The sequence below is a fragment of the Paenibacillus gallinarum genome (assembly GCF_014836635.1).
Taxonomy (GTDB): domain Bacteria; phylum Bacillota; class Bacilli; order Paenibacillales; family Paenibacillaceae; genus Paenibacillus; species Paenibacillus gallinarum.
In genome coordinates, this window is the sequence record NZ_JACSQL010000001.1 from 29535 (window position 1) to 54888 (window position 25354).

General features: G+C 42.8%; 17 protein-coding genes and 1 riboswitch. Of the genes, 13 read left to right on the plus strand and 4 right to left on the minus strand.

What is annotated here, in order from left to right; genetic code table 11:
• The first annotated feature begins 362 nt into the window (after window positions 1-362).
• From H9647_RS00145 to H9647_RS00160, 4 genes are all read left to right on the plus strand, one after another.
• Complete coding sequence (locus tag H9647_RS00145; protein WP_191797069.1) at window positions 363-1775, plus strand: deoxyguanosinetriphosphate triphosphohydrolase family protein; 1413 nt, start codon at window positions 363-365, stop codon at window positions 1773-1775.
• Between the two features lie 83 nt (window positions 1776-1858).
• Window positions 1859-2060, plus strand: a riboswitch (cobalamin riboswitch).
• A gap of 245 nt (window positions 2061-2305) precedes the next feature.
• Window positions 2306-4603 carry a 5-methyltetrahydropteroyltriglutamate--homocysteine S-methyltransferase gene (metE, locus tag H9647_RS00150; RefSeq protein WP_191797071.1) on the plus strand — a complete coding sequence of 766 codons (2298 nt, stop codon included), beginning with the start codon at window positions 2306-2308 and terminating at the stop codon, window positions 4601-4603.
• A 196-nt stretch (window positions 4604-4799) separates the two neighbouring features.
• Window positions 4800-5750, plus strand: coding sequence for an MsnO8 family LLM class oxidoreductase (locus H9647_RS00155; RefSeq protein ID WP_191797073.1), 951 nt, complete (start codon window positions 4800-4802; stop codon window positions 5748-5750).
• A 125-nt stretch (window positions 5751-5875) separates the two neighbouring features.
• Entirely contained in the window at window positions 5876-6304 is a 429-nt protein-coding gene (locus H9647_RS00160) for a hypothetical protein (protein ID WP_191797075.1), read from the plus strand.
• 26 nt (window positions 6305-6330) lie between these two features.
• Here H9647_RS00160 and H9647_RS00165 read toward each other — a convergent pair whose 3' ends face one another.
• Both H9647_RS00165 and H9647_RS00170 read right to left on the minus strand, forming a co-directional pair.
• Complete coding sequence (locus H9647_RS00165; RefSeq protein WP_191797077.1) at window positions 6331-7422, minus strand: glycosyltransferase WbsX family protein; 1092 nt, start codon at window positions 7420-7422, stop codon at window positions 6331-6333.
• Window positions 7423-7494: 72 nt separating this feature from the next.
• On the minus strand, window positions 7495-8637 hold the full coding sequence (locus tag H9647_RS00170) for a glycosyltransferase family protein (RefSeq protein ID WP_191797079.1): 1143 nt from the start codon (window positions 8635-8637) through the stop codon (window positions 7495-7497).
• Between the two features lie 254 nt (window positions 8638-8891).
• On the opposite strand from H9647_RS00170, the gene H9647_RS00175 reads away from it, so the two are divergent.
• Together H9647_RS00175 and H9647_RS00180 are read left to right on the plus strand one after the other, a co-directional pair.
• Window positions 8892-10589: a methyl-accepting chemotaxis protein gene (locus H9647_RS00175; RefSeq protein ID WP_225229043.1), complete on the plus strand. Its 1698-nt coding sequence runs from the start codon at window positions 8892-8894 to the stop codon at window positions 10587-10589.
• A gap of 49 nt (window positions 10590-10638) precedes the next feature.
• Window positions 10639-11625 carry a TRM11 family SAM-dependent methyltransferase gene (locus H9647_RS00180; RefSeq protein ID WP_191797083.1) on the plus strand — a complete coding sequence of 329 codons (987 nt, stop codon included), beginning with the start codon at window positions 10639-10641 and terminating at the stop codon, window positions 11623-11625.
• A gap of 65 nt (window positions 11626-11690) precedes the next feature.
• Here H9647_RS00180 and H9647_RS00185 read toward each other — a convergent pair whose 3' ends face one another.
• Window positions 11691-12647: a D-2-hydroxyacid dehydrogenase gene (locus H9647_RS00185; protein ID WP_191797085.1), complete on the minus strand. Its 957-nt coding sequence runs from the start codon at window positions 12645-12647 to the stop codon at window positions 11691-11693.
• Between the two features lie 493 nt (window positions 12648-13140).
• Here H9647_RS00185 and thpR point away from each other — a divergent pair, with 493 nt between their 5' ends.
• The 7 genes from thpR (at window position 13141) to H9647_RS00220 (ending at window position 24793) form a co-directional block, all read left to right on the plus strand.
• The gene (thpR, locus tag H9647_RS00190) at window positions 13141-13713 is read left to right on the plus strand and encodes an RNA 2',3'-cyclic phosphodiesterase (RefSeq protein WP_191797087.1); all 573 of its coding nucleotides are present in this window, start codon (window positions 13141-13143) and stop codon (window positions 13711-13713) included.
• Between the two features lie 325 nt (window positions 13714-14038).
• Entirely contained in the window at window positions 14039-14938 is a 900-nt protein-coding gene (locus H9647_RS00195) for a cell wall hydrolase (protein WP_191797089.1), read from the plus strand.
• A gap of 77 nt (window positions 14939-15015) precedes the next feature.
• Window positions 15016-15699: a metal-dependent hydrolase gene (locus tag H9647_RS00200; RefSeq protein WP_191797091.1), complete on the plus strand. Its 684-nt coding sequence runs from the start codon at window positions 15016-15018 to the stop codon at window positions 15697-15699.
• Window positions 15700-15926: 227 nt separating this feature from the next.
• On the plus strand, window positions 15927-16514 hold the full coding sequence (locus H9647_RS00205; protein WP_191797093.1) for a TetR/AcrR family transcriptional regulator: 588 nt from the start codon (window positions 15927-15929) through the stop codon (window positions 16512-16514).
• 332 nt (window positions 16515-16846) lie between these two features.
• Window positions 16847-19309: a YhgE/Pip domain-containing protein gene (locus H9647_RS00210; protein WP_191797095.1), complete on the plus strand. Its 2463-nt coding sequence runs from the start codon at window positions 16847-16849 to the stop codon at window positions 19307-19309.
• Between the two features lie 482 nt (window positions 19310-19791).
• Window positions 19792-24390: a glutamate synthase large subunit gene (gltB, locus tag H9647_RS00215; protein WP_191797097.1), complete on the plus strand. Its 4599-nt coding sequence runs from the start codon at window positions 19792-19794 to the stop codon at window positions 24388-24390.
• Between the two features lie 253 nt (window positions 24391-24643).
• Window positions 24644-24793, plus strand: a complete 150-nt coding sequence (locus H9647_RS00220) for a hypothetical protein (protein WP_191797099.1) — start codon at window positions 24644-24646, stop codon at window positions 24791-24793.
• A gap of 95 nt (window positions 24794-24888) precedes the next feature.
• On the opposite strand, the gene H9647_RS00225 is transcribed toward H9647_RS00220, so the two are convergent.
• Window positions 24889-25257, minus strand: coding sequence for a helix-turn-helix domain-containing protein (locus H9647_RS00225; RefSeq protein ID WP_191797101.1), 369 nt, complete (start codon window positions 25255-25257; stop codon window positions 24889-24891).
• Window positions 25258-25354 lie beyond the last annotated feature (97 nt).

Genomic DNA, 25354 nt, shown 5'->3' on the forward strand with positions numbered 1-25354 from the left:
ATGAAAACTCTCATAAACACACAGGGGATGAGATAAAATAAATAAGAGCACGCGTCCATTTTTTTGAGACGGGTGCTTTTTTAATATAGAAGTTAACCCTGTAGTAATTCTGCCATAGGACCGTATTTCTTCAAGCTACGAGCCACGAAGAAAAACCACTTATAAGTTTAACTTATATAATAGAAGAAACATGATTTTTTTCGAGAAATAAAATGTGGTTTTTAGTGATAAAGTTGAAAAATTAAAAATATCTATGAAAATCTTCCGTAAGGGATAGACGAGTGCAAATGATTTCAGTAGAGTGGGTAAAAAGAAAAGATAAACCAGTGGATTGGATGCCCTGAAATAACGGAGGAAATCATATGGACAAATTACGTGAACACAGACAATATGCAGAAATAGATAAACTTGAAGGTTCGCGGGCTACTTACGAAAGAGATTATTCCCGCTTAATTCATTCACCGACCTTTCGCCGGTTGCAGGGAAAATCCCAGGTGTTCGGTGCAGGCACAGGTGACTATTATCGCACAAGGCTTACTCACTCGCTTGAGGTCGCGCAGATTGCAAGGGAAGCAGCTCGAAGTCTGCTACGGAAATATCCTGATGCGGAACTTGGCAGAGCAGATAACCCGGGGCTCGTCATTGACCCAGAAGTTGTAGAATGTGCTTCCATTGCTCATGATTTCGGGCACCCTCCCTTTGGACATAAAGGAGAAGAAGTTCTCGATAGCATTTTAACAAACCTAGTTCAGGAGAAAACACAGTCCATTGTGGATGGAAATGGAACAGGTAAGGCATCACCAAACCAAGTGCATAAAGTAACCGAAGCCATGCGCAGGAAATATGAACATTTTGAAGGGAACGCACATAATTTTAGACTCATAATGTTTCTTGAAAAGCGAGAAAACATAGACGGATTAAATCTGTCGGATGCGGTGCTACTCGGAGTTAATAAATACCCTTATCCTGGTATAGAGAACAAAAAAGGGATGTACCAACATGAGTGGCAATACATCAGCGATATTCGCAGCGAGTGGAAAATTCCGAAAGGGCAAAAGACACTAGAAGCCCAGCTTATGGACCTCTGTGATGATATTGCTTACTCTGCACATGATTTGGAAGATGGAATTAAGGCAGGGAAAATTGAAGTTCATGAACACTTTTTGCATGACCCGCACATTAAACGGCTTATTGTTGATAAAATCATGACGCTCGATGATGCATTCTGGTTGGGGTGGACGAAAGAAGCCATTGAGCCGAAGGTAGAAGAGGTACTGAGTAGTTTCCTCCGAATTTGGGAAGAGAAGATCCCCGGCTGTGACCATGATTTTTCTCGTACCCGCCGGGAAGTAAAAGCGTATTGGGTGAGTTTGTTTGTCAGTTCCTTGGGGATTATTGATACCGGAGACTGGAAAAAAGTTACCTTCGTTAAGGAAGGGAAAGAGGATCTTGATATGCTCCGTACGGTGAGTGTGCTGAAAAGTTTTGCTTGGGTAACGATGATCAAAGATCTTAGAGTTCAGCGTCTGCAAAAAAGAAGTGAATGGATTCTTCGGCGCTTATGGTATGCATTTAACGATCCCGCTACTTCAAAATCAATCATTCCATCGGATTGGCTGCAAAGGTATGAGAAAGACCAGGCTCGCCCCAATCCAATATGGACATGGGAACACATGATTATAGACTATATCGCAGGGATGACCGATGCCTTCGCTGAAAAAATATACAATGAATTATATGGTCTAAAAGTTGGCTCAATCTATGACCTAGATTAAATAATATTAAAAAACACTATTCATAGAGATATACTTGGTGTATATTGGATACAACCTCCATTTATGAAAAATAGAGGGATGAACTAAATATCATGGAAACAGGTGTACGGTGCTATATGCAGCCGTACTTAATAGGGAAGACCGGTGAGATACCGGCGCGGTCCCGCCACTGTAACAGAGATGTAGCTTGCACTATGCCACTGGTTCATGAGATGAACTGGGAAGGCGCATAGCTTACGTATCTTCCTCTGGAGCCAGGAGACCTGCCTGTTTTGACAACACTGCTGTACCTACGGGAGATAGGAAGGTGTTAAGATGGCTACCTGTCTGATCAAGAACAAGGGGCGTCTTTACCCTAGGTAAGTAAGGAAACAGCAACGTTTTTACGTTACAAATGTAGACATCCGAGTTCTGCATTTCGTAAATAAAGACGGAAGAGTTCTCTAGGTGAAGACGTCCCTTTTTGCCATTCGTAACCCAACCGAAGATGAAACAAGTTATTCATATTATACCTATACGGAGGTAAGGAAATGAGTCAATGGATCAGTAGTAATCTAGGGTATCCGAGAATTGGTGCCAATCGCGAATGGAAGAAAGCACTAGAATCTTTTTGGGCAGGGAAAGTAAGTGAATCTGATTTTCTTGCAGAATTAAAAGGAATTCGCCTTGGACATTTGCGACTGCAACAAGAGAAAGGAATCGATCTTATTCCAGTAGGCGATTTCTCACTTTATGATCATGTCCTTGATACAAGTACAATGTTTGGCATTGTTCCGAAGCGTTATGGGTACGAAGGTGGAGAGGTATCTTTGGATACTTATTACGCAATGGCTCGCGGTAACGATCAGGCAGCCGCATCCGAAATGACAAAATGGTTTAATACCAATTATCACTACATCGTTCCTGAACTCGCTGATGCGAATCCGTCACTAACGGTGAATCGTCCACTTGCCGCTTATTTGGAAGCAAAACAGGAACTTGGCATTGAAGGAAAACCAGTTCTTCTAGGACTTTATACTTTTCTTAAATTATCAAAAGGGTATGCAAACGCTGAACTTCCTTCCCTTGTAGAACGTTTCCTTCCACTGTATTGTGAAGTGCTTTCCGAACTACAGCAGGCGGGAGTAGAATGGGTACAAATCGATGAGCCTAGCCTTGTTACCGATATTCCAGCAGAAGATTGGAAACAGATTGATCGTATTTATGAAGAACTGAATAAGGTAGCACCTCAGCTTAAGATCATTTTGCAGACGTATTTCGAAGCAGTTGGAGATTATGAGAAAGTTGTGAGTCTGCCTGTTCAAGGTATTGGTCTAGATCTTGTTCACGGTGGCGAAGCGAATCTTGTACATATTCGTGAGCTTGGATTCCCGGAGAGCAAAGTTCTCGCTGCAGGTCTGATCGATGGTCGGAATATATGGAGAAGTGATCTGACGGAGCGCATTCAGGTGATAAAAGAGCTCGGTAAGATCGTATCCCCAGATCGATTGATCATTCAACCATCCAGCAGTTTGCTTCATACACCGGTATCTCTTGCAAAAGAGGATGCACTGCTACCTGTTCTGCGTAATTCGTTAGCTTTTGCAGAAGAGAAATTGGATGAAATTCAGTTGCTGGTGAAATGGGCGGCAGAAGATGAGAATGTCATTCAAGAAGCTTTGGCTGAGAACCGCAAGGCACTCACTGAACTGAATACATCCGTATTCCGCAGTAACGGTACGGTAAGAGAAGCTGTAAATAATCTGGTTGAGTCTTCCTTCGTGAGAAAATCTGATTTCTCAGCAAGACATGCTGCTCAGCAGAAGAGATTTAATCTTCCTATTCTTCCTACAACGACAATCGGCAGTTTCCCACAAACCGCTGAAGTTCGTAAGGCGAGAAGACAATGGAGAAATGGGCAACTGGACAATCAGCAGTATGAAGCTTTTGTAGATGAGCAAACGAAAGAATGGATCGACATTCAAGAAGAACTAGGCCTTGATGTACTGGTTCATGGTGAATTTGAGCGGACAGACATGGTTGAATTCTTCGGAGAAAAATTGGGTGGATTTGCCTTTACAGCAGGAGGCTGGGTTCAGTCGTATGGTTCCCGCTGTGTGAAGCCGCCGATTATTTTTGGAGATGTTGTATATCAAGAGCCAATGACACTGAGAGAAACGGTATACGCTCAGTCCCTTACGAAAAAACCGGTTAAAGGGATGTTAACAGGACCAGTAACGATTCTGAATTGGTCGTTCGTTCGTACAGATATTCCGCGCAGTGAAGTTGCTTACCAGATTGGACTTGCACTTCGTGAAGAAGTTGAAGCACTAGAGTCTGCTGGCATTGAGATGATTCAAGTGGATGAGCCGGCACTTCGTGAAGGACTTCCGCTGAAAAAAGCCGATCATGAATCTTACCTGACAGATTCGGTAAAAGCATTTAAATTATCAACTTCATCCGTTAACGATACAACGCAAATCCATACGCATATGTGTTATTGCGAGTTCCATGATGTCATTGATTCAATTGAGGCGATGGACGCGGATGTTATTTCTCTGGAAACTTCCCGTAGCCACGGAGAATTAATTGAGAACTTTAAAACACAGACGTATGACAAGGGTATTGGTCTTGGCGTTTACGATATTCACAGCCCTCGTGTCCCTTCCGTAGAAGAAATGAAAGACGTTGTCGTTTCTGCACTGGATGTGCTTGATCCTGAACTGTTCTGGATTAACCCGGATTGTGGTCTTAAAACAAGAGGGAAAGAAGAAACAGTAGCAGCTCTTCGAAACATGGTGGCAGCTGCTGGAGAAGCACGGAACAAAATTCAAGTCCCTTCCTTATAAAAAATGATCTCGGCCGTTTTGTCTCACCGATAGTGGTGAGGCAGACGGCTTTTTTTATGCTTTGATGTTTCTCCTTCTTTTGGTGAAATTTGATTTTGTAGAAATGAGGTTGCTATACTGGATAAATTATAATTGTTATTTTTTAACCGGGTAGGATGCTAAGCAGAATATAGATAAACCAGGGAGTTGAGTATATATGAACCACCTCGGTTCTACATCATTGAAATTAGGAATTTTAGACCTCGTTCCCAAATTAATGGGCGTATCCGCCGAAGAGGCACTTCGACAGTCAGTTCATCTCGCGATAAAAGGAGAAGAGTGGGGATATACAAGATACTGGACCTCAGAACATCATAATCTTCCCGATACCGAATCTGCGAGTCCAGAAGTGCTGTTATCTCACATTGGTGCAAAAACCAATCGAATTAAACTCGGATCAGGAGCCGTACTGCTTCCTTATCATCATCCGATACGGGTAGCAGAGAATTATCATATGCTGGCTTCACTCTATCCCGGACGTATTGAGCTGGGTATCGGACGCGCTCCAGGAGGATCGGCACATTTATCAATGGCTCTTGCCGGAAATTATTTAGAGAAAGTAGCCAAATATCCTGAACTCATTAAACAGCTTCAAGATTTGCTTCACGGCAGATATAGCTTTGACGGGGAGCCGATTGTGGCTAAGCCAGTACCGGAGATTGCTCCTAGTCTATGGCTGCTAGGCACCAATGTGAAAAGCGCGGAATACGCGGCTCAGTTTGGAACGGGTTATGTATTCGGTCAGTTTATGAGTGAACAAGATGCTACTGAGATGCTGCAAAAGTATAGAGAGCAGTTTATCCCCTCAGAGAATCTAGCAAAACCAAAGGCGAGTATTGCAGTCAATGTGATCTGTGCTCCTTCTGCAGATGAAGCTCATTCCTGGAAAGAGGAAGCAATCATTTTGCACCGGAAAGCAACGGGCGGGATTACAGAAGAACCTTCGTATCCCGTCATTATCGGAAATCCCAAACAGGTTAAAGAGGAGCTGCATGCGCTTGCCCAAGAAACAGGGTGTGATGAGATCCTAATCTTCACCCGTGTGGCATCCTATGAACAACGTCTATTATCCTATGGTTTATTAGGGGAAGAAATGAACAAAGGGTAATAGATATTCACTCTCTTCCTATATTATTGATCTTAAATTTAAAAGATAGATAATTGTACTTTTGCTATAGAGCAAATCTCTTTTTTATTACATAGAATAGAGTAATAAGGAAGGGAGTGAAGTGTATGCCAACATTCGATAGTATTAGTGTAACGGGAGATGCAGCAATTAATGGTCATCTTCAGGTGCTTGGGGGTACAACTTTACAAGATTTGAATACCCAAAACCAAACGATTCAGCAGGGCCTTAATGTGAATGGCAGCCAAACCATTGCCGGACATCTGCAGGTAAATGGGAGTGCAACCGTTTTGCAACATTTGGGTGCAGGACAAAGCCTAAGTGCGAATGAGAATGTGGTAGCTGGTTCCAAGCTCATGTCTTTAGGGGTTCCCGCCGTCCCGCCCGTCAGTGCCGCTCCAAGTGGTGTTAATTTCTATAATGCAACGAACAGCGGTCAGCCTGGTTTGGTACTGAAAGGAACAGACGGGAATAACTATGTCCTATTTATTGACGTGTCTTCCGGTACACCAACCATCGGTATTCATCGAGTTTAAAAATTTAAGCTGAGAGATTTTGTGTTTCACCTCTTTTTTAGGTGCTTTGCGTGTGCCTCCATGTAATCTTCGTGACGTGTAACAGCTTCTTGAACGGCCTCCAAATATGAAAAATGATGCTTCTTATCTGGTTCCAGATAAGTCCCCTCCGCCCATTCATTCCAAGCATTGATAAAAAGAAACTCAGATTGATATATAGAAGCAGCCCGGTTCATCTGTTTCGTTAAATAATAGCTGAATTTCTCGGGAGTAGACCCGATACAGCTTTGTCCACGGGCTCCAATTCGTGGGGTGTTATCCCAATTAACATAGGCACCTGGGAAAATCGTTTCACCGCTTCGATGCGGAGATCGGCCTAGTATCATTTCCCATACTCCGTCATAGTCAAATACGAGATGGTCCCCATCCTTGGTTTTAATATAACTCCAAAGATTTGCACTATACCCATGAGCAAACGTGTAATGCGGTTCAAATTCAATACTTGCTTCAAAACCAGCCTGCGGGGGAATCTCAAATCCCCCTAATGTTCTTGCGAAATAAATGCCTTCGAGACCACTACGTAGGGCTAGTTGATTCCAAAACCGAAGCATTTCTTCACAGCGCGGAATCGCACCTGGACGATAGATAACAAATAAAGGTTTATTCTGAATGCGAATATATCGAGGGTCTTGAAATGCAGTCAGAAGTTCATCAAAATGTTCGGCCCAGTCCTTTTCATCTCCATAATCTTGGGGCATGAGGATTTCATTATTTCCGCCATCCCATTTGCGTGTCCAGGGTTCATTAGCCCAAGAGAGACAAAAAGGAAAATCCGGTTCCCCCGATTTCAGCACAGACTGGAACGGCTTTTCGAGCAGACGCTTTCCCTTAAACCAGTAATGATAGTAGCAAAACCCGTATATGCCGTGGGACCTAGCAGCATCTGCCTGCCATTTTCGAATCGAAGCATCCATTAAGTTATAATACAAATCTTTTAGCGGTTCTTTCGGCTGAGCATGTTTCTTATATAATGGTTTGTTTTTTCGCGTATTGGTCCATTCGGTGAATCCCTCTCCCCACCATGCATCGTTTTCATCAATCTGATGGAATTGAGGAAGAAAATAAGCGATCAGTTTCATATGGTACTCATCTCCTTTCCTCTATCTAAACGTTCATATAAAGAGGTAAAGGCCCCTTTTAAAATACATAAATCACTGGCCCTCAAGAAGGGTATTCGTAAAATCCATGATCAGATGAAAAAAGGAATAGTCATATTCGCTTCGTACTAAAGCTCTGGAGCTGATTTTTCTTTTTTCCTCCGGATGTTCCCTATAGTACGTTACATGCGAGCTAAGTTCTTCAGGACAATGAAAAGAAACAAAGTCTTCTCCTGTTTTCATATAGATATCCAGATTAAAATCATATTCTGCAAGCAAAAATCCACCGCATGCCGCTATATCCAGTCGTCTTCGGTCATTCTCACCAAAACTTATGATGATGTCTGCTCCGTTGTAGAGCTGTTTAAGATCATGACTTGTTTCCGGTATCCAAGGTTCTACACCGGGAATGTCTCCCCAGTTATTGCCTATGGCGAGTATGCGCCCATCCGGAGTGCTTCTATGAATGGCATCAAGATAGGGGGCTAAACGGGGTTCGTAATCTCCAAGAAGGAGTAGATCGGACTGTATATGTGCAGGTGCTTTTTCAGGAGCGAATAACTCAGGGTCAGAACCAAAGGGTAAGTAGATCACCTTTGAGTTCGTTGATTTTTGATACATGGGAATATGGTTCGGATTCTGTGTAATAACGTAATCCCAGACTAGAGAATCATGAGACGTATTTAGGTAGGGAATAGGATCATGCATATCATTTAACCAAAGGACTGTCTTAAGGTCTTTAAGGTAAGGAAGCTGATGGGTAAGAGGCAGGTCTGTTCGATTTCCGACGACAAGGAGTATATCGGGTTGATATAGTGCTATTGCATTGCTTAAGTTATCCTCAACCTTCAGCGGGAGTACCTCTTTAAAAAGCATACGTAAAGATTGTCTGAACCGGATCTCTGTTGAAGGTAACCCTGCATCGTTTTCCCAAAGTAACAGAAGTCGTAGTTTCTTAGCATCACGAATAGAAAGGGATGGTTTATTAGAGGGAGTAAGGGAATTAGCCGAGCTACGATTCTCAGGAAGAGGATGGTCCACCTGCACACCTAGATTAGGAATCTTCTGCGGAAAAGAGAGGACTTTAGAAGCTGTAGTTACCTTCGCTGGTTTTCGCTTTTTGGTGACAGCGCGTTTCGTTCTGGGTGCAGCTGTTTTTTTATGCAAAGAAGATACCGACTTTTCATTTTTTTTCATGACTGGTTTCGTTCCTTTGTATTTCGCATTTTAAGGTAGTTTATGATGAATGACCGCTAAGTTTCATGACACAAACCCAAAATAAGTGAAAAAGGTGATTATTTAGGCTAATTATATAGTGAGTAACTCACATTTTCACCTTCACATACCGACATATTAGAAAGAAGTTAATTAATCAAGGAGCTTTATCACAAAAAAACTCATAAAGAGAAGTGTGTTAGAGGCTTTCGGTAGGGGGAGAACCATTGTTTAAGATGAAAACAATAGGGCAGCGAATTACTTTTGTAATGGTAATGCTGTTAATCTATGTGATTGTGATTGGATTTGTTTCCATATTACAGACCAAGTCTATGGAGACCAATGCGAAGGATATTACTCAAAGAGTAATGCCTGCTATGAACCAAATCAGTAATGTCACATTCGCTGCCGAGCATATTCAGAAACTGAGTTATGATTATTACTTGGCAGAGGATGAGGCGAAGAGAAAAGCAATTGGAGAGGAACGATTACAGACGATTCGCTTTCTTAGCGACACTAGAAAAACGTATGAAGCTAATATTCCCAATGAAGAAATTCAAAAGCAATTCGATGTTTTTGTTACGGAGTGGGATGCTTACAGTAAAATCAATACGAGAGCCGTTGAAATAGTAGATGAAAATAATCCGAATTTGGCTTATGAAGTGTTGCTCAAATCAGAGAACTCCTATCGGAAGATGTTGGTTCAGTTATCGTCACTGGCTGCACTTAATCAACAAGAGGCAGATCAATCGACCGTAACCCTAGAAAAGAATTCACTTAAAGCGGTATGGGTCTTAAACTTAGGGATTTGCTTAATCATGATTGCTACACTTATTAGTAACTTTGCATTAATCCGTACACTAGTGAGACCGATTAAGAACATTGAGAAGAATGTACAATCTATCGCAGATGGAGACTTATCAGTAAAAGATATTTACCGGAAGAAAGAAGATGAACTCACATCGCTCGGTAGAGGGATTAATCAGATGAAGGCGAATCTGGTTGAAATCGTAAGTCAGATTGGGACCACATCTAAGCTTGTTGAATCGCATAGTAGAGATCTTGCAGTTACATCAGAAGAAGTGAAACTCGGAAGCCAGCAAATTGCGATCTCGATGGAGGAATCAGCAAAAGCAACCGAAAGTCAGGCAGAAACAGCCACTTCTGCTGCTAGAACGGTTGAATTACTTAATGAGCATATCCAGGATCATGCCTCTAAAGGAGAGCAACTTAAAGGCATGTCTGAACTTGTCCTTGAACAAGGAACACGCGGTAAACAAATTATGCTGAAGTCGATTGAACAGATGAACCAAATTGCGAACCGGGTATCCTCGTCGATGAACCAAGTGAACCATTTGGATAAGAGCAACGAGAGCATATACGAACTTGTTCATGTCATCCGCGAAATTGCAAGACAAACCAATCTATTATCTTTGAATGCATCCATTGAAGCAGCAAGAGCAGGGGAACATGGTCGTGGATTTGCTGTGGTCGCTGAAGAAGTAAGATCATTATCGGATGCGGTTCAGCAGACGGTGGGTCAGATTAACGAACTGACTTCTCAAATTCAGCACGACACGAGATCCGTTGTGGAGTCCCTTGAGAGTGGAGTGCAGGAAACAACGCGAGGAACACTCCAAATGGAAGAAGTGAATGATGCATTTGAACAGATCACGTCTTCGGTAGTTGAAATGGTGGCTGTCATTAACGAAGTGACAGCGGGTCTTGGAGGAATGCAGGAACTAAGCGGCGAAATGAACGATTTCAGCCAGCAGATTTCAGCCATTTCACAGGAGTCAGCAGCGGGTGTAGAAGAAGTGTCTGCATCGGCAGAGCAGCAAGTCGGATCGCTTGAAGTGGTAGCGGATCGAATTGTGAAGCTCAGAACATTGTCAGAGGAACTGCTCGCTTCCATCTCTAAGCTTCGGGTATAATAGAAGCTAGTATGTACAATGCGAGATGAGAAGGGATTTATGGTTACTCATGATCATTCACAATAAAAATAGAACGAGCGATACATTTTTATATACCTTTGCCTGTCACGAAAGTGAACAGGCTCTTTGTTTTCTAGAGTTGAAACGACTGCTTGGAATGCAGGAGGCTTCGAACAATTCATTTTATATAACGAATCACTGCATCGATCCATCGCGGAGTCCCTTTCTTAAAATGAGAGTAGATATATTATTCTCGGCTTCTGCCTTGGATGAATTGTTAGTGCTTGCCGAATCCATAGAACTAGAAGAGGGTTCAACTTTTAAAGTGTTGTATCTGAAAGAAGGCATTCCTTACACCTACGAAGAGCAAAGAAAGCTTGAACGTGCGGTAGGGAGCCGGATTCGGGGTACAGCGAGAATGAAAAAACCGGATATTACACTGGGTCTCATTCACTTGGAATCAGGCTGGATACTTGGTCTATGTCACGAAGCAGAGAGTGTATGGCTGAATCACAAAAATAAACCGCACAATTATTCCACTGGACTCAGTACCAGAGTTGCCAGAGCACTCGTTAATATAGCAGCACCTGAAGCCACAGGAGTAACGATGATTGATCCTTGCTGCGGGATGGGGAATGTCTTAATTGAAGCTTTATCCATGGGGATATCCATTCGTGGTAATGACATCAACCCGCTTGCCGTACAAGGGGCTCGTAAGAATCTTCGTCATTATGGTTATGATGATAGCCTGGTTACGCTTGGAGATATGACGAATCTCGAAGAAAAGGCCGATCGCGCAATATTAGATCTACCATATAATGTATGTTCCGTCTTACCGGTAGAAGAACAACTGCAACTGCTGAATCACCTTGGTAAGCTGGCTTCGGAAGCGGTCATTGTAAGTACACAGCCCATTGCACAGCAGCTCCAGCAGACCGGATGGAGAGTGGAAGAGCACGTGACCACATCGAAGGGTTCTTTTGTTCGAGAAATTTGGTACTGTAAGAAGCAAACCGAGAATCACCTTAGAGACTAAGGCTTGTAGCTGAAAATAAGAAAAACCCGCTTCAAGATATATGTCTTGAGCGGGTTTTTGTATTTCTAATAAGAACGACTGTAATCGACTAGATTACGTGGAAGAGTTTCGTTCTTCACATAAGCTTTCAAATTCTCTATAAATATTTCAAAAGCACGCTCCTTATAATAAGGAGTGCTTCCGGCAATATGAGGTGTAATCAGTACATTATCCATCGACCATAGGGGATGGTTACTTGGCAAGGGTTCTTCTTCAAATACATCAAGCGCAGCAGATGCAATCTTCTTGTCTTGTAAAGCTTGCAGCAGTGCAGCGGTATCTACGGTTGCGCCGCGGCCAACATTGATGAAGCATGCCTCTTTTTTCATAGCGGCAAAAGCCTGTTCATTGAATAAGTGGCGGGTATCATCGGTAAGCGGAAGAATGTTAACCACATAATCTCCTTCAGCCAATACTTCTTCAAAGCGATCCATGGAGACCATTTTACTGACATGCTCTACTTCTTTACCTGATCTGCGAACACCAATCACATTCATGCCAAAAGCTTCGGCAAGTTTAGCTGTGGCCTTCCCAATCTCACCTACGCCAACGATGACCATCGTCTTGCCATGAAGTTCACTCATGTTATCTTCACTCGCATCCCATGTACCGTTAGACTGATTAACAGCCGCCCGTTTAAGATTACGAGATAAAGACAGCATCATACCAAGGATCATTTCTGAGATCGGAATTGCATGAATTCCGCTTGTATTCGTAAGCAAAATATTTCGTTCTTCAAAAACTTCCTGAGGAAGGTAATCTACGCCGGCAGACCAAGTCTGCACCCATTTTAATTTGCTGTCTGGATGGAGTAATTCATCCGGTTTACTTTTTGGCCAACCCACCAGTATCTCTGCTTCTCGCAGGAGGGAGGGATCAAGCTCCTTTGCTTTGCCTGTAGTTATCGTATAATGAGGTGCTATATCCTGGATATGCTGCTGCTCTGTTTCTGTAAAAGAAATTAAACTAACAATTTTGCTCATTCGCGTAGATCCTCCTCGATTTATGAATAGTTACAGTGTAGCAGATGATTGGGCAGACGGGCAATTGTAGCGGGGGGACGGAGTACCAAACGTGTACCATCTATTTCCTAACATTTATAATAGAAGAAACCCATATTTATAATGCAATAGAACAGCCGTACTTGGTATAGGGAAACCTATTATATAGTAGTAAAAAAATTTTAACGTTGATTCAGTGGAAAATAGATCTGTAATTATAGGTTACTCACCCATAAACAGGGACAATAAAAATTGCTTGTGTTACCATATTTTATAGATGGAGTGACAGTTAGATTATGCTTGATATCTTATTCAATTCGTCTCGATCAATTTGGGAGTAAACTTACAATATGGGAAATTAAACCTTTTATATTACATTAGTACCTGGTACTAGTACTAGGATATTAGTATTATAATTTGGTTAATACTAGGTAAAGATAGATAGATAAAAGCGAAATTAGAAAGGGAGCTTCGAATGACTCAAACGACACAAGACAAAGTACGTATCTTCACAGCTGTTTCTCTACCAGATCATGTGAAAGAAGAAATACAGCGCTGGACAGTTGATAATAAAGACAAACTTCCCTTCCGTAATTTTACACATAAAGAAGATTATCATATTACTCTTCAGTTTTTAGGGGATACAGAAACGAGTTCCATAAACGCGCTGTGTGAAGCTCTTCGGGAAGCCGCTGTTAAGATGCAACAGTTTCCTCTAAGTGTTGGGGAGGCAGGTGTTTTTGGTTCGCCATTACGTCCTAGGGTTTTATGGAAAGGAGTCGAAGGAGAGATTGATGAGCTCGCTGGGCTTTTCCAGCATATTCTAGATGCAACTACTCCGTTAGGATATATTCCCGAGGATCGTCCTTATCGACCTCATATTACGATTGCTCGCAAATTTGATGATTCCCAGAAGCATAAGTGGAATGTAAAGGAATTGCCAGTACAGGAAAAAATAGAACCCTGGCTTGTCAAAGACTTTGTGTTATATCAGACGATACTTGGTCAAAAACCAATGTATAAAATAATTGAAAAATTTGATTTTTAACCGTCACTTTTCTCTTAATTTTGGTTACAAAATGGGTTGATTGTTTATTATCCTAAAAATATACAATCAACCCAAATATATTAAATGATTTAATAGAGTTAAAAAAATTCACAAAAATTATTCAAAATTTTTTATTTTTAAATACAGAGCAGGTGTTCGTGTGTAAAAAATCCTGATGTATCAACGGAATTCTGAGTTTAGCATTGCCTTCACTTAAGGGGCTCACAGGGATATCAGACACATAAAATAGTTTCCTCTATGTATTCAAACCTTGCATTTTTGGTTACAGTTAAGTAGAATTGTGCCGATATAACAGGAGGTTATTATGAATACAAATAGAGAGACTCGCTGGGTAGCACCGCTCATGTATGTGCTGCTTGTGTTTATATTGGGGGCAAGCCTGATTACGAAGGCTGTTGAAGTATATGGGGAAAGTACAACTCAGGGTAGTACGGAATCCGGAACTCCTATGAATCAAATAGCAGTAAATCAAAACAGCAGGATGTACTCTGATCGGGACGGAGTCGCTATGCTTACTTCCGTGACGGATTTAACAGGATTAAACACGGTAACTACAGCACAGCTGACACGTGAATCAGGACATTCGTCTTCGGAAGACCATGTCTTGATTAAAACAGCAGCTCTTTCGGCTGAAACGAATGCTCAGAATGAGAAAGAAGCGGAACGTAAGGCTCTAGAAGCCAAAAAGGAAGCACAAAGAAAACAACGTGAAGAACAAAAAGCGATTGCGCTAGCAAAAGAAAAGGAAAAACAAACTACTCCCCCAAAAACTCTATACTTTACCAAGACGGAATTACTAACCCAGGAAGAAAAAGATAAGGCAACCTGGAACTACGACGTCTCGGATAAAGAGCTGCGTATGCTACAAAAAATTGTCATGGCAGAAGCAGAAGGTGAACCGTACGAAGGCAAAGTAGCAGTAGCTAACGTTGTCTTAAACCGGCTACGGTCAGCCAATTATCCCGATACCATTAAAGGCGTTATTTATCAAAAGTATCAGTTTAGTCCCGTGGCGAACGGCCGAATGGACCGTGTGACGCCGAACGAGGACACCATTCGTGCTGTCAATGAAGCGCTCAACGGACGGAAAGAAGTGCCTGACGAAACACTCTACTTCTTATCTATTACCCTAGCTGACGACTTAACAGTACATCATTCACAAATAAAAGTTAAAAGAATCGGAAATCATACATTTTATAAATAAGCTCCAAAAGTGATATACTAGAAAGATAGTTCCTTTGAGAAATGTTCATTTCTACTGATTAGGAGGCGTATCAATCTATGAAAATCACATATTATGGTCACTCATGTATCCTCGTTGAAGAAGCAGGCAAACGCGTTATTATTGATCCTTTTTTAACAGGGAATCCTACCGCAACAATAGCTGCTGAAGACGTCAAAGTAGACGCAGTGCTACTAACACATGGTCACTCGGATCACTTCGGTGATACAATCACGATCGCAAAACAGAACGATTGTCCTGTTGTAGCGGTCTATGAATTAGCAGAGTATTGCCAGAGTCAAGGAGTACAAGTGCAACATATGAATATTGGCGGAAGCCACCAGTTTGATGGTTTCAAAGTAAAGTATACGCTCGCCTTCCATAGTTCCTCTCTTGAAGTGAACGGGACAACCGTATATATGGGACAGCCTGCGGGAATTCTGTTAACGATGGGTGACAAGACGATCTATCATGCAGGAGATACCGCCCTTTTCGGTGATATGAAAATTATCGGTGAAATGAACGATATTGATACTGCCATCCTGCCGATTGGAGATGTACTGACAATGGGTCCTGAGGATGCTGTAATCGCCGCTGAATGGCTGAGAGTGGAAAAGGTCATCCCAGTTCATTACAATACATTCCCGTTTATTGAACAGGATGCAAAATCGTTTACTGAGCTTCTAGAATCCAAAGGGATAAAAGGAGTTGCATTAGAGCCGGGTGCAAGTACAGAAATTTAATTCTTACTGAATCAAATTCATCATTTTCATGAGTTATGATATAGATTAAATATATAAGAAAGAGCTGCTTATAGTCTTGCTGGATAAGCCGGATGGGAAGCTGCTCTTTCTTTATTTATGTTATGTAATTTTTTTCTTGCTAAGAGAACAGAAAAGTGGTAAAGTGATTTTTGACCGGATGACCGAATTTGATTTTTAGTCAATCAGAGATTAGAGGAGGAGAGGCAATGGCTCCGATAGATCGTCGCAAACAAATACTCAAAGCAGCAGCGAAGTCCTTTGCTTTGTTTGGTTATAAAGCAACGACGATGGATCAGGTGGCGAAGATTGCGAATGTAGGTAAGGGAACAATCTACACCTTTTTTACCAATAAGGAAGAATTGTTCGATGAGATTTTGCATGAAGTCATTTTAGAAATGAAGAATTTGGCAGAGAGAGAATTAGATCATGAGCAGACGTTTTTTAATAACTTGTTTCGAATATTAGATTCCTTACTTGAGTTCAGAGAGCAGCATGACCTGCTCATTAAGCTTTCTCAAGAAGTGAGGGAGTTTGGAACACTGCAGGCAAAAACGGGCAATGCCAAGGTAGAAGGTGTAATCACAGGTTATCTCGAGAAAGAACTTCGCTTAGCGCAAGAAAAGGGAGAGATAAAACCTTGTGATCCAAAAGTAGCGTCTTTCATTATGTTTAAGATCTACATTGCACTTACTTCGGATTGGAGTCATGGGAATGATCCTCTCAGCAAAGAAGAAATTAAGCAGTATATTGAGTTGTTTTTGGTGCATGGACTAGTGCCAGATCTTCCAGTATAAAAATACTTACGGAAAGCCGGCTGCGATATATAGTAATTAGATAGATAGAAATAGCCGGCTTTTAAAAAAACTTCCCTGAGACAAAGTAGAAAGTATGCGATAAAACAAAAAAATGTTTCATTGCTCAGGTAGAGGATTATATAAATAATGCAGTAATTAGGTTGTATCTTTGAAAAAGCATAGGAGAAAGCTTATTTTTTTTAATCTCATATGACTATTTGGGGAAAACAGTCATGAAGTTCGCGCTTTCATTTTTCATACTGCGCTTATGAAATGAAATTACAACTAGAAAAGTTCGAAGTGAGATAGCGTAAAGGGAGAGAAAGAAGTAAATGAAGACATTATCCGTATTTTTTCAAGATGTATGGCGGGCACTGAAGAACCCCAAAGTTCTTATTCCGCTCATCGCAGTGATGCTGATTCCTATTCTGTATACGGGCGTATATCTTACCGCCTTTTGGGATCCTTACGGCAAGCTGGACACACTGCCTATAGCGGTGGTGAACCAGGATCAGGGTGCTGAATTTGAAGGTAAGCAGCTTCAGATCGGGGAAGATCTCATCGATGAACTGAAAGAAGGACAAGATTTCAATTGGCAGTTTGTTGATCTCGATGAGGCAAGACAAGGAATGGATAATAACGAGTATTATATGATGATTACCATTCCAGAAGATTTTTCGCAAAAAGCAACGACATTAATGGATGATGAACCAAATCCTTCTGAACTCGTCTATGAACCGAATGCGAGCTATAACTTTATTGGAGCTCAGATTGGTGACACAGCAATGAAGGAAATCAGCAAGAAGGTATCTGCTGCGGTAACCGAATCCTATACAGAAACGCTGCTTGATAAATTTACAGAAGTAGCAGATGGCTTCGAAGAAGCAGGAGATGGAGCAACCGAAATTAATGACGGAGCCGGCGAACTGAATGATGGAGCGCTGACACTTCAAGAAAATCTTCAGAAACTGACAGACGGAACACTGGAACTAAAAGAAGGCATTGCTCCACTTGCAGACGGGGTCAAAACCTTGGATGATGGAGCGGGTCAATTAAGCTCAGGTGCCAGCGATCTTTCTTCTGGACTATCTCAGCTCGTAGATGCGGAAGGCCAGCTAGCTGGCGGGATCGGACAGCTTCAGGATGGAGCGGGTAAGTTGAAAGACGGTATCGTAAGTTCACGTGAAGGTGCAGGAAAGCTTAGCACGGGTCTTTCTGCTGCATCGGAAGGTGCGGACTCCCTAGTATCGGGTCTTGAGGATGCATCAACAGGAAGTGAAAAGTTAGTAGCCGGACTTACTTCTACCGAAGCAGGAGCCAGCAAACTTTCAGATGGACTAAAAAGTGCAGCTGGAGGAAGTGAGCAACTTGTAGATGGTCTCACTGCATCTCAAGCAGCTAGCAAGCAAATAGCTGAAGGAGCGCAAGGCGTAGCAGAAGGGATTAAACAGCTGACTGAACAGAGTCCAGAACTCGCAGCACTTCCTGAGGTACAAAAGCTGCTTGCAGCTAGTCAGGCTGTTGCAGCAGGAAGCAGTGAGCTTAGTGAAGGACAAAGTAAACTGCTAAGTGGTGCACAGTCTCTAAATGAGGGGAATTCACAGTTATCTTCGGGTGCCGACGACCTTCTCGCTGCTCAGCAGCAATTACTTAGCGGAGCACAGTCTCTAAATGACGGACACGGACAGCTACTAAGCGGTGCACAACAGCTTGCTGATGCTCAGAAACAACTAGCCGAAGGTGCAAGTACGCTCGCAGCAGGTCAAGATCAGCTTCTCGCAGGGGCAGATCAGTTATATAGTGGTCAGGGAGAACTTGCTAGTAGTATGAACTTATTCGGAGAGAAATTAAGTGAAGCAGCAACAGGCAGTGAGACACTTAGCTCAGGTGCAGCCGAGCTTAAATCGGGAACAAGTACGCTTGCTGGTGGTGTAGGTGAACTTACCGGCGGGGTAGATACTCTTGCTGACGGTTCTGTGAAGCTAACGGATGGTGCTGGCGAACTTCATGATGGACTGACAGAGTTAAAAGATGGATCAGAAGAACTTGCCGACAAGCTTAACGATGCGGCTGACGAGACTGCAGAGATGAAAGGGAAAGACGACAGCTTTGTTGATATGTTCGCAGAGCCGGTTCAAACGGTAGAAGATGAGTCAAGAACGGTTTCGAATTACGGAACAGGATTAACACCTTACTTTATGTCGATCGGTTTATTTGTAGGTGCATTGATCTCAACAATCGTTATGAATATGCGTGAAACAAGTGTACCAGGTGCAACGCCTTGGGCACGCTTTGTGAGCCGATTCTTTGCTTTTGCAGGAATGAGTATAATTCAAGCTATTGCAATCGCTACGTTCATGATTTATGTATTACACCTTGAAGTACAGAGTGTTCCTTACTTCTATCTGTTCTCGATCATTACAGGAATTGCTTCCATGATGATTGTTCAGGCACTCGTAACTTGGCTGGATCTAGTAGGACGTTATCTTGCGATCGTTCTACTCGTACTTCAACTTGCTACAAGTGGTGGTACATTCCCGCTTGAAACGCTTCCAAGTTGGATGAGTCCAATTAGTCAATTGTTACCTATGTACCACAGTGTTGTTGGTTATCGTGCTGTAGTAATGAGCGGAAACTATGATCTAATGTGGAAACAAGCTGAAACCCTAGGTGTTTATGCTGTAGTGGGCATGTTATTAACACTTGGATACTTCTTATGGAGCGGTTCTAAAAAAAGCAATGATCAATCAGAAGATCAAAACCATACGCACAGTGGTGAAGCACTGACCGCATGATTAATCAATATCAAAAAAAATAATGAATGCACCCATAATACAGCCTATCATAGATAGACTTGTTTGAAAGTGCTTCTTGTCACACAAAAGCCTCGCCTTCCATAAGAAGGCGGGGTTTTCTATTTTCTGAAAGATTGTACAAATTTTCAGAGTAATGGTCCATTCAAATATAACACCGTTATGGCAAATAATTAAGAACAATATAAAGAGTTATCAGGGAATGAGCAGGAATAAATTATCCAAGCAAATGCCGGAAAAAACATCGGTATATAGAGGTATAAACACAAATTTTTCCTTATGACGACCATAGAAATTTTAAATTGCACCGAGTTTACACTCGATGTTAAAATTAGAGAACTATACGACTTATGATCGTCAAGTACGGACTATTTATTACTACTCCTCGTTCCCTTTGTCCCTTCGTCATTTTTCGCTTATCACGGATGTTCCTAAAATTCATGATCATAGAAAGGTTGCGTTCCATGAGACAGACTGGATTACCTCCAAAACAGGGGCTTTATGACCCGCAGTTCGAGAAAGACGCTTGTGGTATGGGGTTTGTTGCTAATATTAAAGGGGCTGCCTCTCACGATATTGTTAGTCAAGCTTTGACGATGCTGAGTAACATGGAGCATCGCGGAGGACAAGGAAGTGAGCCCAATTCAGGTGACGGAGCCGGAATTTTAATTCAGATCCCTCATCAGTTTTTTGCAGAAGAAGCACAGCGACTTGGATACCATCTTCCAGAGCCGGATCATTATGGTGTAGGAATGATTTTCGCCTCACGTAACGAAGAGGTTCGCGAGGAGCATCTGAATATCCTTCGCAAGATCATAGAAGACGAGGGACAGCAGTATCTTGGTGTTCGTGAAGTACCCACATACGATGGAATGCTAGGCAAATCAGCGCTTGCTGCGAAGCCTTATGTATGTCAGGTGTTCATTGGCACGAACGAGGAGAAGCTGAGCGGACTCGAACTAGAACGGAAGCTGTATATTATTCGCCGACGTGCAGAGCAGCAGATTCGGTACGCTGATCAGGTAAGAGGCGCGGATACATTTTATATTCCAAGTATGTCTTGCCGTAAGATTGTATATAAAGGCATGCTGACGACCGAACAGGTGGGTCAATTCTACCTTGATCTGCAAGATGAACGGGTAGAATCAGCAATGGCACTGCTGCACTCTCGCTTTAGTACCAATACATTTCCAAGCTGGGAGCGAGCACATCCGTATCGTTTCATGATCCACAACGGTGAGATCAACACGATGCGTGGTAACGTCAACTGGATGCACGCACGTCAGTCCCTGTTTGAGAGCGAACTATTCGGAGAAGACTTGTCCAAAGTAAAACCTGTCATTAATCCGGATGGATCGGATACAGCGATGTTTGATAACACGCTTGAATTTCTATACTTAAGCGGACGTTCCTTGCCGCATGTCGCCATGATGATGGTGCCTGAACCTTGGAACAACGATGCTGGTATGGATGAAGATAAGAAGGCTTTCTATGAATATCACAGTACCTTAATGGAACCATGGGATGGACCGGCTGCAATGGCATTTACAGATGGAATCCAGATCGGTGCCATACTAGACCGTAACGGGCTGCGTCCTGCCAGGTATTATGTAACCAAAGATGACCGTATTGTGTTGTCTTCGGAAGTGGGAGTCCTTGATATTGCACCAGAGAATATTCTGTACAAGGACAGATTACGCCCAGGCCGTATGCTTCTGGTGGATACGAAGGAAGGACGTATTATTTCGGACGATGAAGTAAAATCGCAGATTGCATCCGAACAACCATATAAAGAGTGGCTGGAAGAGCATCTTGTCGATCTTCATGAGTTGCCTGATGCGCCGGAACTCCCAGAACCAAAACATGAGAATATCAACCAGCTTCAGCTGGCATTCGGATATACTTTTGAAGAGCTGCGTAAAGTCCTCGAGCCGATGGCTTCTACAGGGATGGAAGCAACGGGTTCCATGGGGTACGATGCACCCCTGGCGATATTATCGGATCGCCCGCAGCGGCTTTATAACTATTTTAAACAGATGTTTGCACAGGTCACGAATCCGCCGATTGATGCTTTGCGCGAAGAGATTGTCACTTCGACACTGACTACGATTGGTCCCGAGCGTAACTTACTGTTGCCGGAACCAGAAAGTGCAAGACAGATTCGTGTATCTTCACCTATTCTCTCTAATGAGGAGTTCGCAAAACTCCGTCATATACGTAGACCCGGTTTCCGTTCAATGACGATCCCGATCTTCTTCCCTGCTAAAGAAGGTGCAGAGGGAATGAAGAAGGCGATGGATGTACTTTTTGAAGCAGCAGATCGTGTCATTGAGAAAGGGCATAATATTCTCATTCTGTCAGATCGCGGTGTAGATGCAGAGAATGCAGCTATTCCTGCGTTACTCGCTGTATCGGGACTTCACCATCATCTGATTCGTCAAAAAACCCGTACGAAAGTCAGCATTTTGCTGGAGTCCGGGGAACCTCGCGATGTACATCATTATGCGGTGTTGTTAGGGTACGGCGTGAGTGCTGTGAATCCATATTTAGCATTCGAGACCATGGATGTTATGATTCAGCAAGGTATGCTGCGCGGGATTACGCATGAGAAGGCAGTGAAGAATTACATTAAGGCTGCGACAAAAGGTGTAGTGAAAATCTTATCCAAGATGGGAATTTCCACGATTCAATCATACCGAGGCGCTCAGATTTTTGAGGCTGTAGGACTCAAGAGTGATTTTGTAGATGAATACTTCACTTGGACACCTTCCCGCATTGGCGGTATTGGCTTGGAAGAAGTGACAGCAGAGACACTAGTGCATCATGAGCGCGCATTTACAGATAAAGATGGTAACGATAAAGTGCTGGACTCAGGAGGAGAATATCAGTGGCGCAGCGATGGAGAAGACCATCTATTTACGCCGCAGACGATTCATACGCTCCAGCATGCGGTAAGAACGGGAGATTACACGCTTTATAAGAAATATGCAAAGCTTGTCCAAGGCGAGAATGAGAAGAGACTTACTATCCGATCGCTACTGAAATTAAAACCGGCGGGTCCAAAAGTTCCTCTTGAGGAAGTGGAGTCAGCTGAATCCATTATGAGACGATTTAAGACAGGAGCAATGTCTTTTGGTTCCATAAGTAAAGAAGCACATGAGGATTTAGCGATTGCAATGAACCGTGTTGGCGGTAAGAGCAATACCGGTGAGGGTGGAGAAGACCCAGCTCGTTTTGTAAAAGACAGTAATGGTGATTCACGCCGTAGTGCGATTAAGCAGGTGGCTTCTGGACGTTTTGGGGTAACATCGAATTATTTGGTAAATGCCGATGAGATTCAGATCAAAATGGCGCAAGGAGCGAAACCAGGAGAAGGCGGACAGCTTCCAGGACGTAAAGTATATCCTTGGGTAGCTGAAGTTCGCGGCTCAACACCGGGTGTAGGTCTTATTTCGCCTCCGCCGCATCACGATATTTACTCGATTGAAGATTTAGCGGAACTGATCTATGACCTTAAGAATGCGAACCCTCGTGCAGATATTAATGTAAAGCTAGTATCCGAAGCAGGAGTGGGTACCATTGCAGCGGGAGTAGCTAAAGGACGTGCTGATATTATTCTGGTCAGCGGATATGATGGGGGAACAGGAGCTTCTCCGCAAGGTTCCATTCGTCATGCCGGTATGCCTTGGGAGCTGGGACTCGCAGAGACGCATCAGACGCTGATGATTAACAATCTGCGCGACCGTGTTGTACTGGAGACTGATGGTAAGATGCTGAACGGTCGTGATTTAGCTGTGGCAGCCTTACTTGGTGCGGAAGAGTATGGATTCTCTACGGCTCCACTGGTTGCACTAGGCTGTATTATGATGCGTGTGTGCCAGATGGATACCTGTCCGGTAGGGGTAGCAACTCAGAATCCGGAACTTCGCAAGAACTATATGGGAGATCCAGCACATGTCGTTAACTTTATGCGCTTTGTTGCGGAAGACACAAGAGAGATTATGTCGGAGCTTGGTTTCCGTACCATTGAAGAGATGGTAGGCCGTACGGATTGTCTGGATGCAGAACATGCTGATGGCCATTGGAAGAAGAGAGGAATTGATCTTTCGCTGCTCCTCCATGTGCCAGAACAAGCCGAAGGAACGAACCGTGTACGTACCCAAAGACAGAATCATGGTCTAGAAGAGACTTTGGATATACAGAAACTTCTCCCGATGGCTGCTCCAGCTCTGGAGTCTGGTCAATTAGTAGAAGGCGTGCTCGGTATTACGAATGTGAACCGTGCAGTCGGAACCATCCTTGGCAGTGAAGTGACCCGTAAATATGGCGCTGCAGGTCTTCCGGAAGATACGATCAGGTTCAAGTTTATTGGATCAGCAGGTCAAAGTTTCGGTGCCTTTGTACCGAAAGGAATGACGCTTACCGTAGAAGGCGATTGTAATGACTACGTAGGTAAAGGTCTGTCTGGCGGTAAGCTGATTGTAAAGCCGTCGCCTCAGTCTACTTTCCCTGCGGAAGAGAACATCATTATCGGGAATACCGCACTCTACGGTTCGACAAGTGGAGAAGCATATATACGCGGCATTGCAGGGGAACGTTTTGCGGTTCGTAACTCAGGTGCCCGTGTAGTGGTTGAAGGAGTAGGAGATCACGGCTGTGAGTATATGACCGGGGGCCGTGTAGTTATTCTTGGAGATACAGGCCGTAACTTCGGAGCAGGGATGTCAGGCGGTATTGCTTACGTCTACGACTCAGACGGTACGTTCCTAAACCGCTGTAACCTCGAGATGGTACTTCTGGAGCGAATTGAAGATACGTCCGAAGCAGAGGATCTGCGAGGTATGATAAGCCGTCACGTAGAATATACGGGAAGTACGGTAGGACAGCACATTCTAGATTACTGGAAACAGGAGATTGGATATTTTGTTCGAGTGATTCCAAAAGATTTCAAACGTATGCTGGAACAGATTGACAAAGTGCAAGCAAGTGGACTTACAGGTGACGATGCATTACTTGCTGCTTTTGAAGCAAACATGCGTGAGTTGGCAAGAGCAGGACAGTAATTCAGCATAATTTATATTGATGTAAATTTTATCACAGACAGAATTAGCTAAAAGACCTTAAAACTAGGACCTCTTGTTAGGTTGGTTTTAAGGTCTTTTTATGTTTTCGACAAAAATAGAAGCAAAATCCCCTTAGATTCTGCCATAAGACGACAACAAATATAGGCTTTTTTACGTATAATAGGTCTAGTGTTACAGATCAATAAAAAATACATATAACTTATAAATTAAAATAAATGGAGTGGTTGTCGGCATGAACATGGAGTATCCAAGCAGGAACAATGATCAGAACTTAGAGCAGGACAACCCGCGGAAACAAGTGGATATCATGGATGTACTAAAACAATGCGGTATTGATCCAAATCATTGGGAATCCCTTGTATTTCCTGAGAAAGATTCATAAGAATCCGATACACAAAAAGAAAAGCTGCAAATTATCGCTGGGGTCAGCAGTAATTTGCAGCTTTCATCTTTATTACTCTATAAATTAGAAGAAGTTTATTTCATATCTCGTTCCATTCGTACAAACGCAATGAATCGCTTCGCTTCTTCCTCTGACAGCGGTTTACCATCAATCATGAGCTCGAACTTACCAAGTACTTCACGATCGGACAATTCTAAAGAATCGACAAAACCTCGCACCTCATCATCAAGTACCATGTCTGGATTATTCGTTCGTCCAAGTAAGTAATCTACTGACACATGAAAAGTATCAGCAAATCTTGTGAGTGTTTCAAAATCTGGTTTTCTGCGGTTTTTTTCATAATGCGACAGGGAAGCTCTAGTAATATCGAGCATATTGGATAATTCCTCTTGAGTCAGGCCTCGTTTTTCCCTGAGTTCCGCAATTCGGTGTCCGTAATCCATCTATATCTTTCCTCCTGGTTTCTAATAAATATTCCAAATTATATAAATTTTCCATTGTAAATATACTATCAGCCAATTATCGCTTGACACGATACAT

What these genes read in the sequence shown, in the direction of transcription:
- H9647_RS00145 (WP_191797069.1), top strand. Translation starts at nt 363, where the DNA reads ATGGACAAATTACGTGAACACAGACAATATGCAGAAATAGATAAACTT.
- metE (WP_191797071.1), top strand. Translation starts at nt 2,306, where the DNA reads ATGAGTCAATGGATCAGTAGTAATCTAGGGTATCCGAGAATTGGTGCC.
- H9647_RS00155 (WP_191797073.1), top strand. Translation starts at nt 4,800, where the DNA reads ATGAACCACCTCGGTTCTACATCATTGAAATTAGGAATTTTAGACCTC.
- H9647_RS00160 (WP_191797075.1), top strand. Translation starts at nt 5,876, where the DNA reads ATGCCAACATTCGATAGTATTAGTGTAACGGGAGATGCAGCAATTAAT.
- H9647_RS00165 (WP_191797077.1), bottom strand. Translation starts at nt 7,422, where the DNA reads ATGAAACTGATCGCTTATTTTCTTCCTCAATTCCATCAGATTGATGAA.
- H9647_RS00170 (WP_191797079.1), bottom strand. Translation starts at nt 8,637, where the DNA reads ATGAAAAAAAATGAAAAGTCGGTATCTTCTTTGCATAAAAAAACAGCT.
- H9647_RS00175 (WP_225229043.1), top strand. Translation starts at nt 8,892, where the DNA reads ATGAAAACAATAGGGCAGCGAATTACTTTTGTAATGGTAATGCTGTTA.
- H9647_RS00180 (WP_191797083.1), top strand. Translation starts at nt 10,639, where the DNA reads ATGATCATTCACAATAAAAATAGAACGAGCGATACATTTTTATATACC.
- H9647_RS00185 (WP_191797085.1), bottom strand. Translation starts at nt 12,647, where the DNA reads ATGAGCAAAATTGTTAGTTTAATTTCTTTTACAGAAACAGAGCAGCAG.
- thpR (WP_191797087.1), top strand. Translation starts at nt 13,141, where the DNA reads ATGACTCAAACGACACAAGACAAAGTACGTATCTTCACAGCTGTTTCT.
- H9647_RS00195 (WP_191797089.1), top strand. Translation starts at nt 14,039, where the DNA reads ATGAATACAAATAGAGAGACTCGCTGGGTAGCACCGCTCATGTATGTG.
- H9647_RS00200 (WP_191797091.1), top strand. Translation starts at nt 15,016, where the DNA reads ATGAAAATCACATATTATGGTCACTCATGTATCCTCGTTGAAGAAGCA.
- H9647_RS00205 (WP_191797093.1), top strand. Translation starts at nt 15,927, where the DNA reads ATGGCTCCGATAGATCGTCGCAAACAAATACTCAAAGCAGCAGCGAAG.
- H9647_RS00210 (WP_191797095.1), top strand. Translation starts at nt 16,847, where the DNA reads ATGAAGACATTATCCGTATTTTTTCAAGATGTATGGCGGGCACTGAAG.
- gltB (WP_191797097.1), top strand. Translation starts at nt 19,792, where the DNA reads ATGAGACAGACTGGATTACCTCCAAAACAGGGGCTTTATGACCCGCAG.
- H9647_RS00220 (WP_191797099.1), top strand. Translation starts at nt 24,644, where the DNA reads ATGAACATGGAGTATCCAAGCAGGAACAATGATCAGAACTTAGAGCAG.
- H9647_RS00225 (WP_191797101.1), bottom strand. Translation starts at nt 25,257, where the DNA reads ATGGATTACGGACACCGAATTGCGGAACTCAGGGAAAAACGAGGCCTG.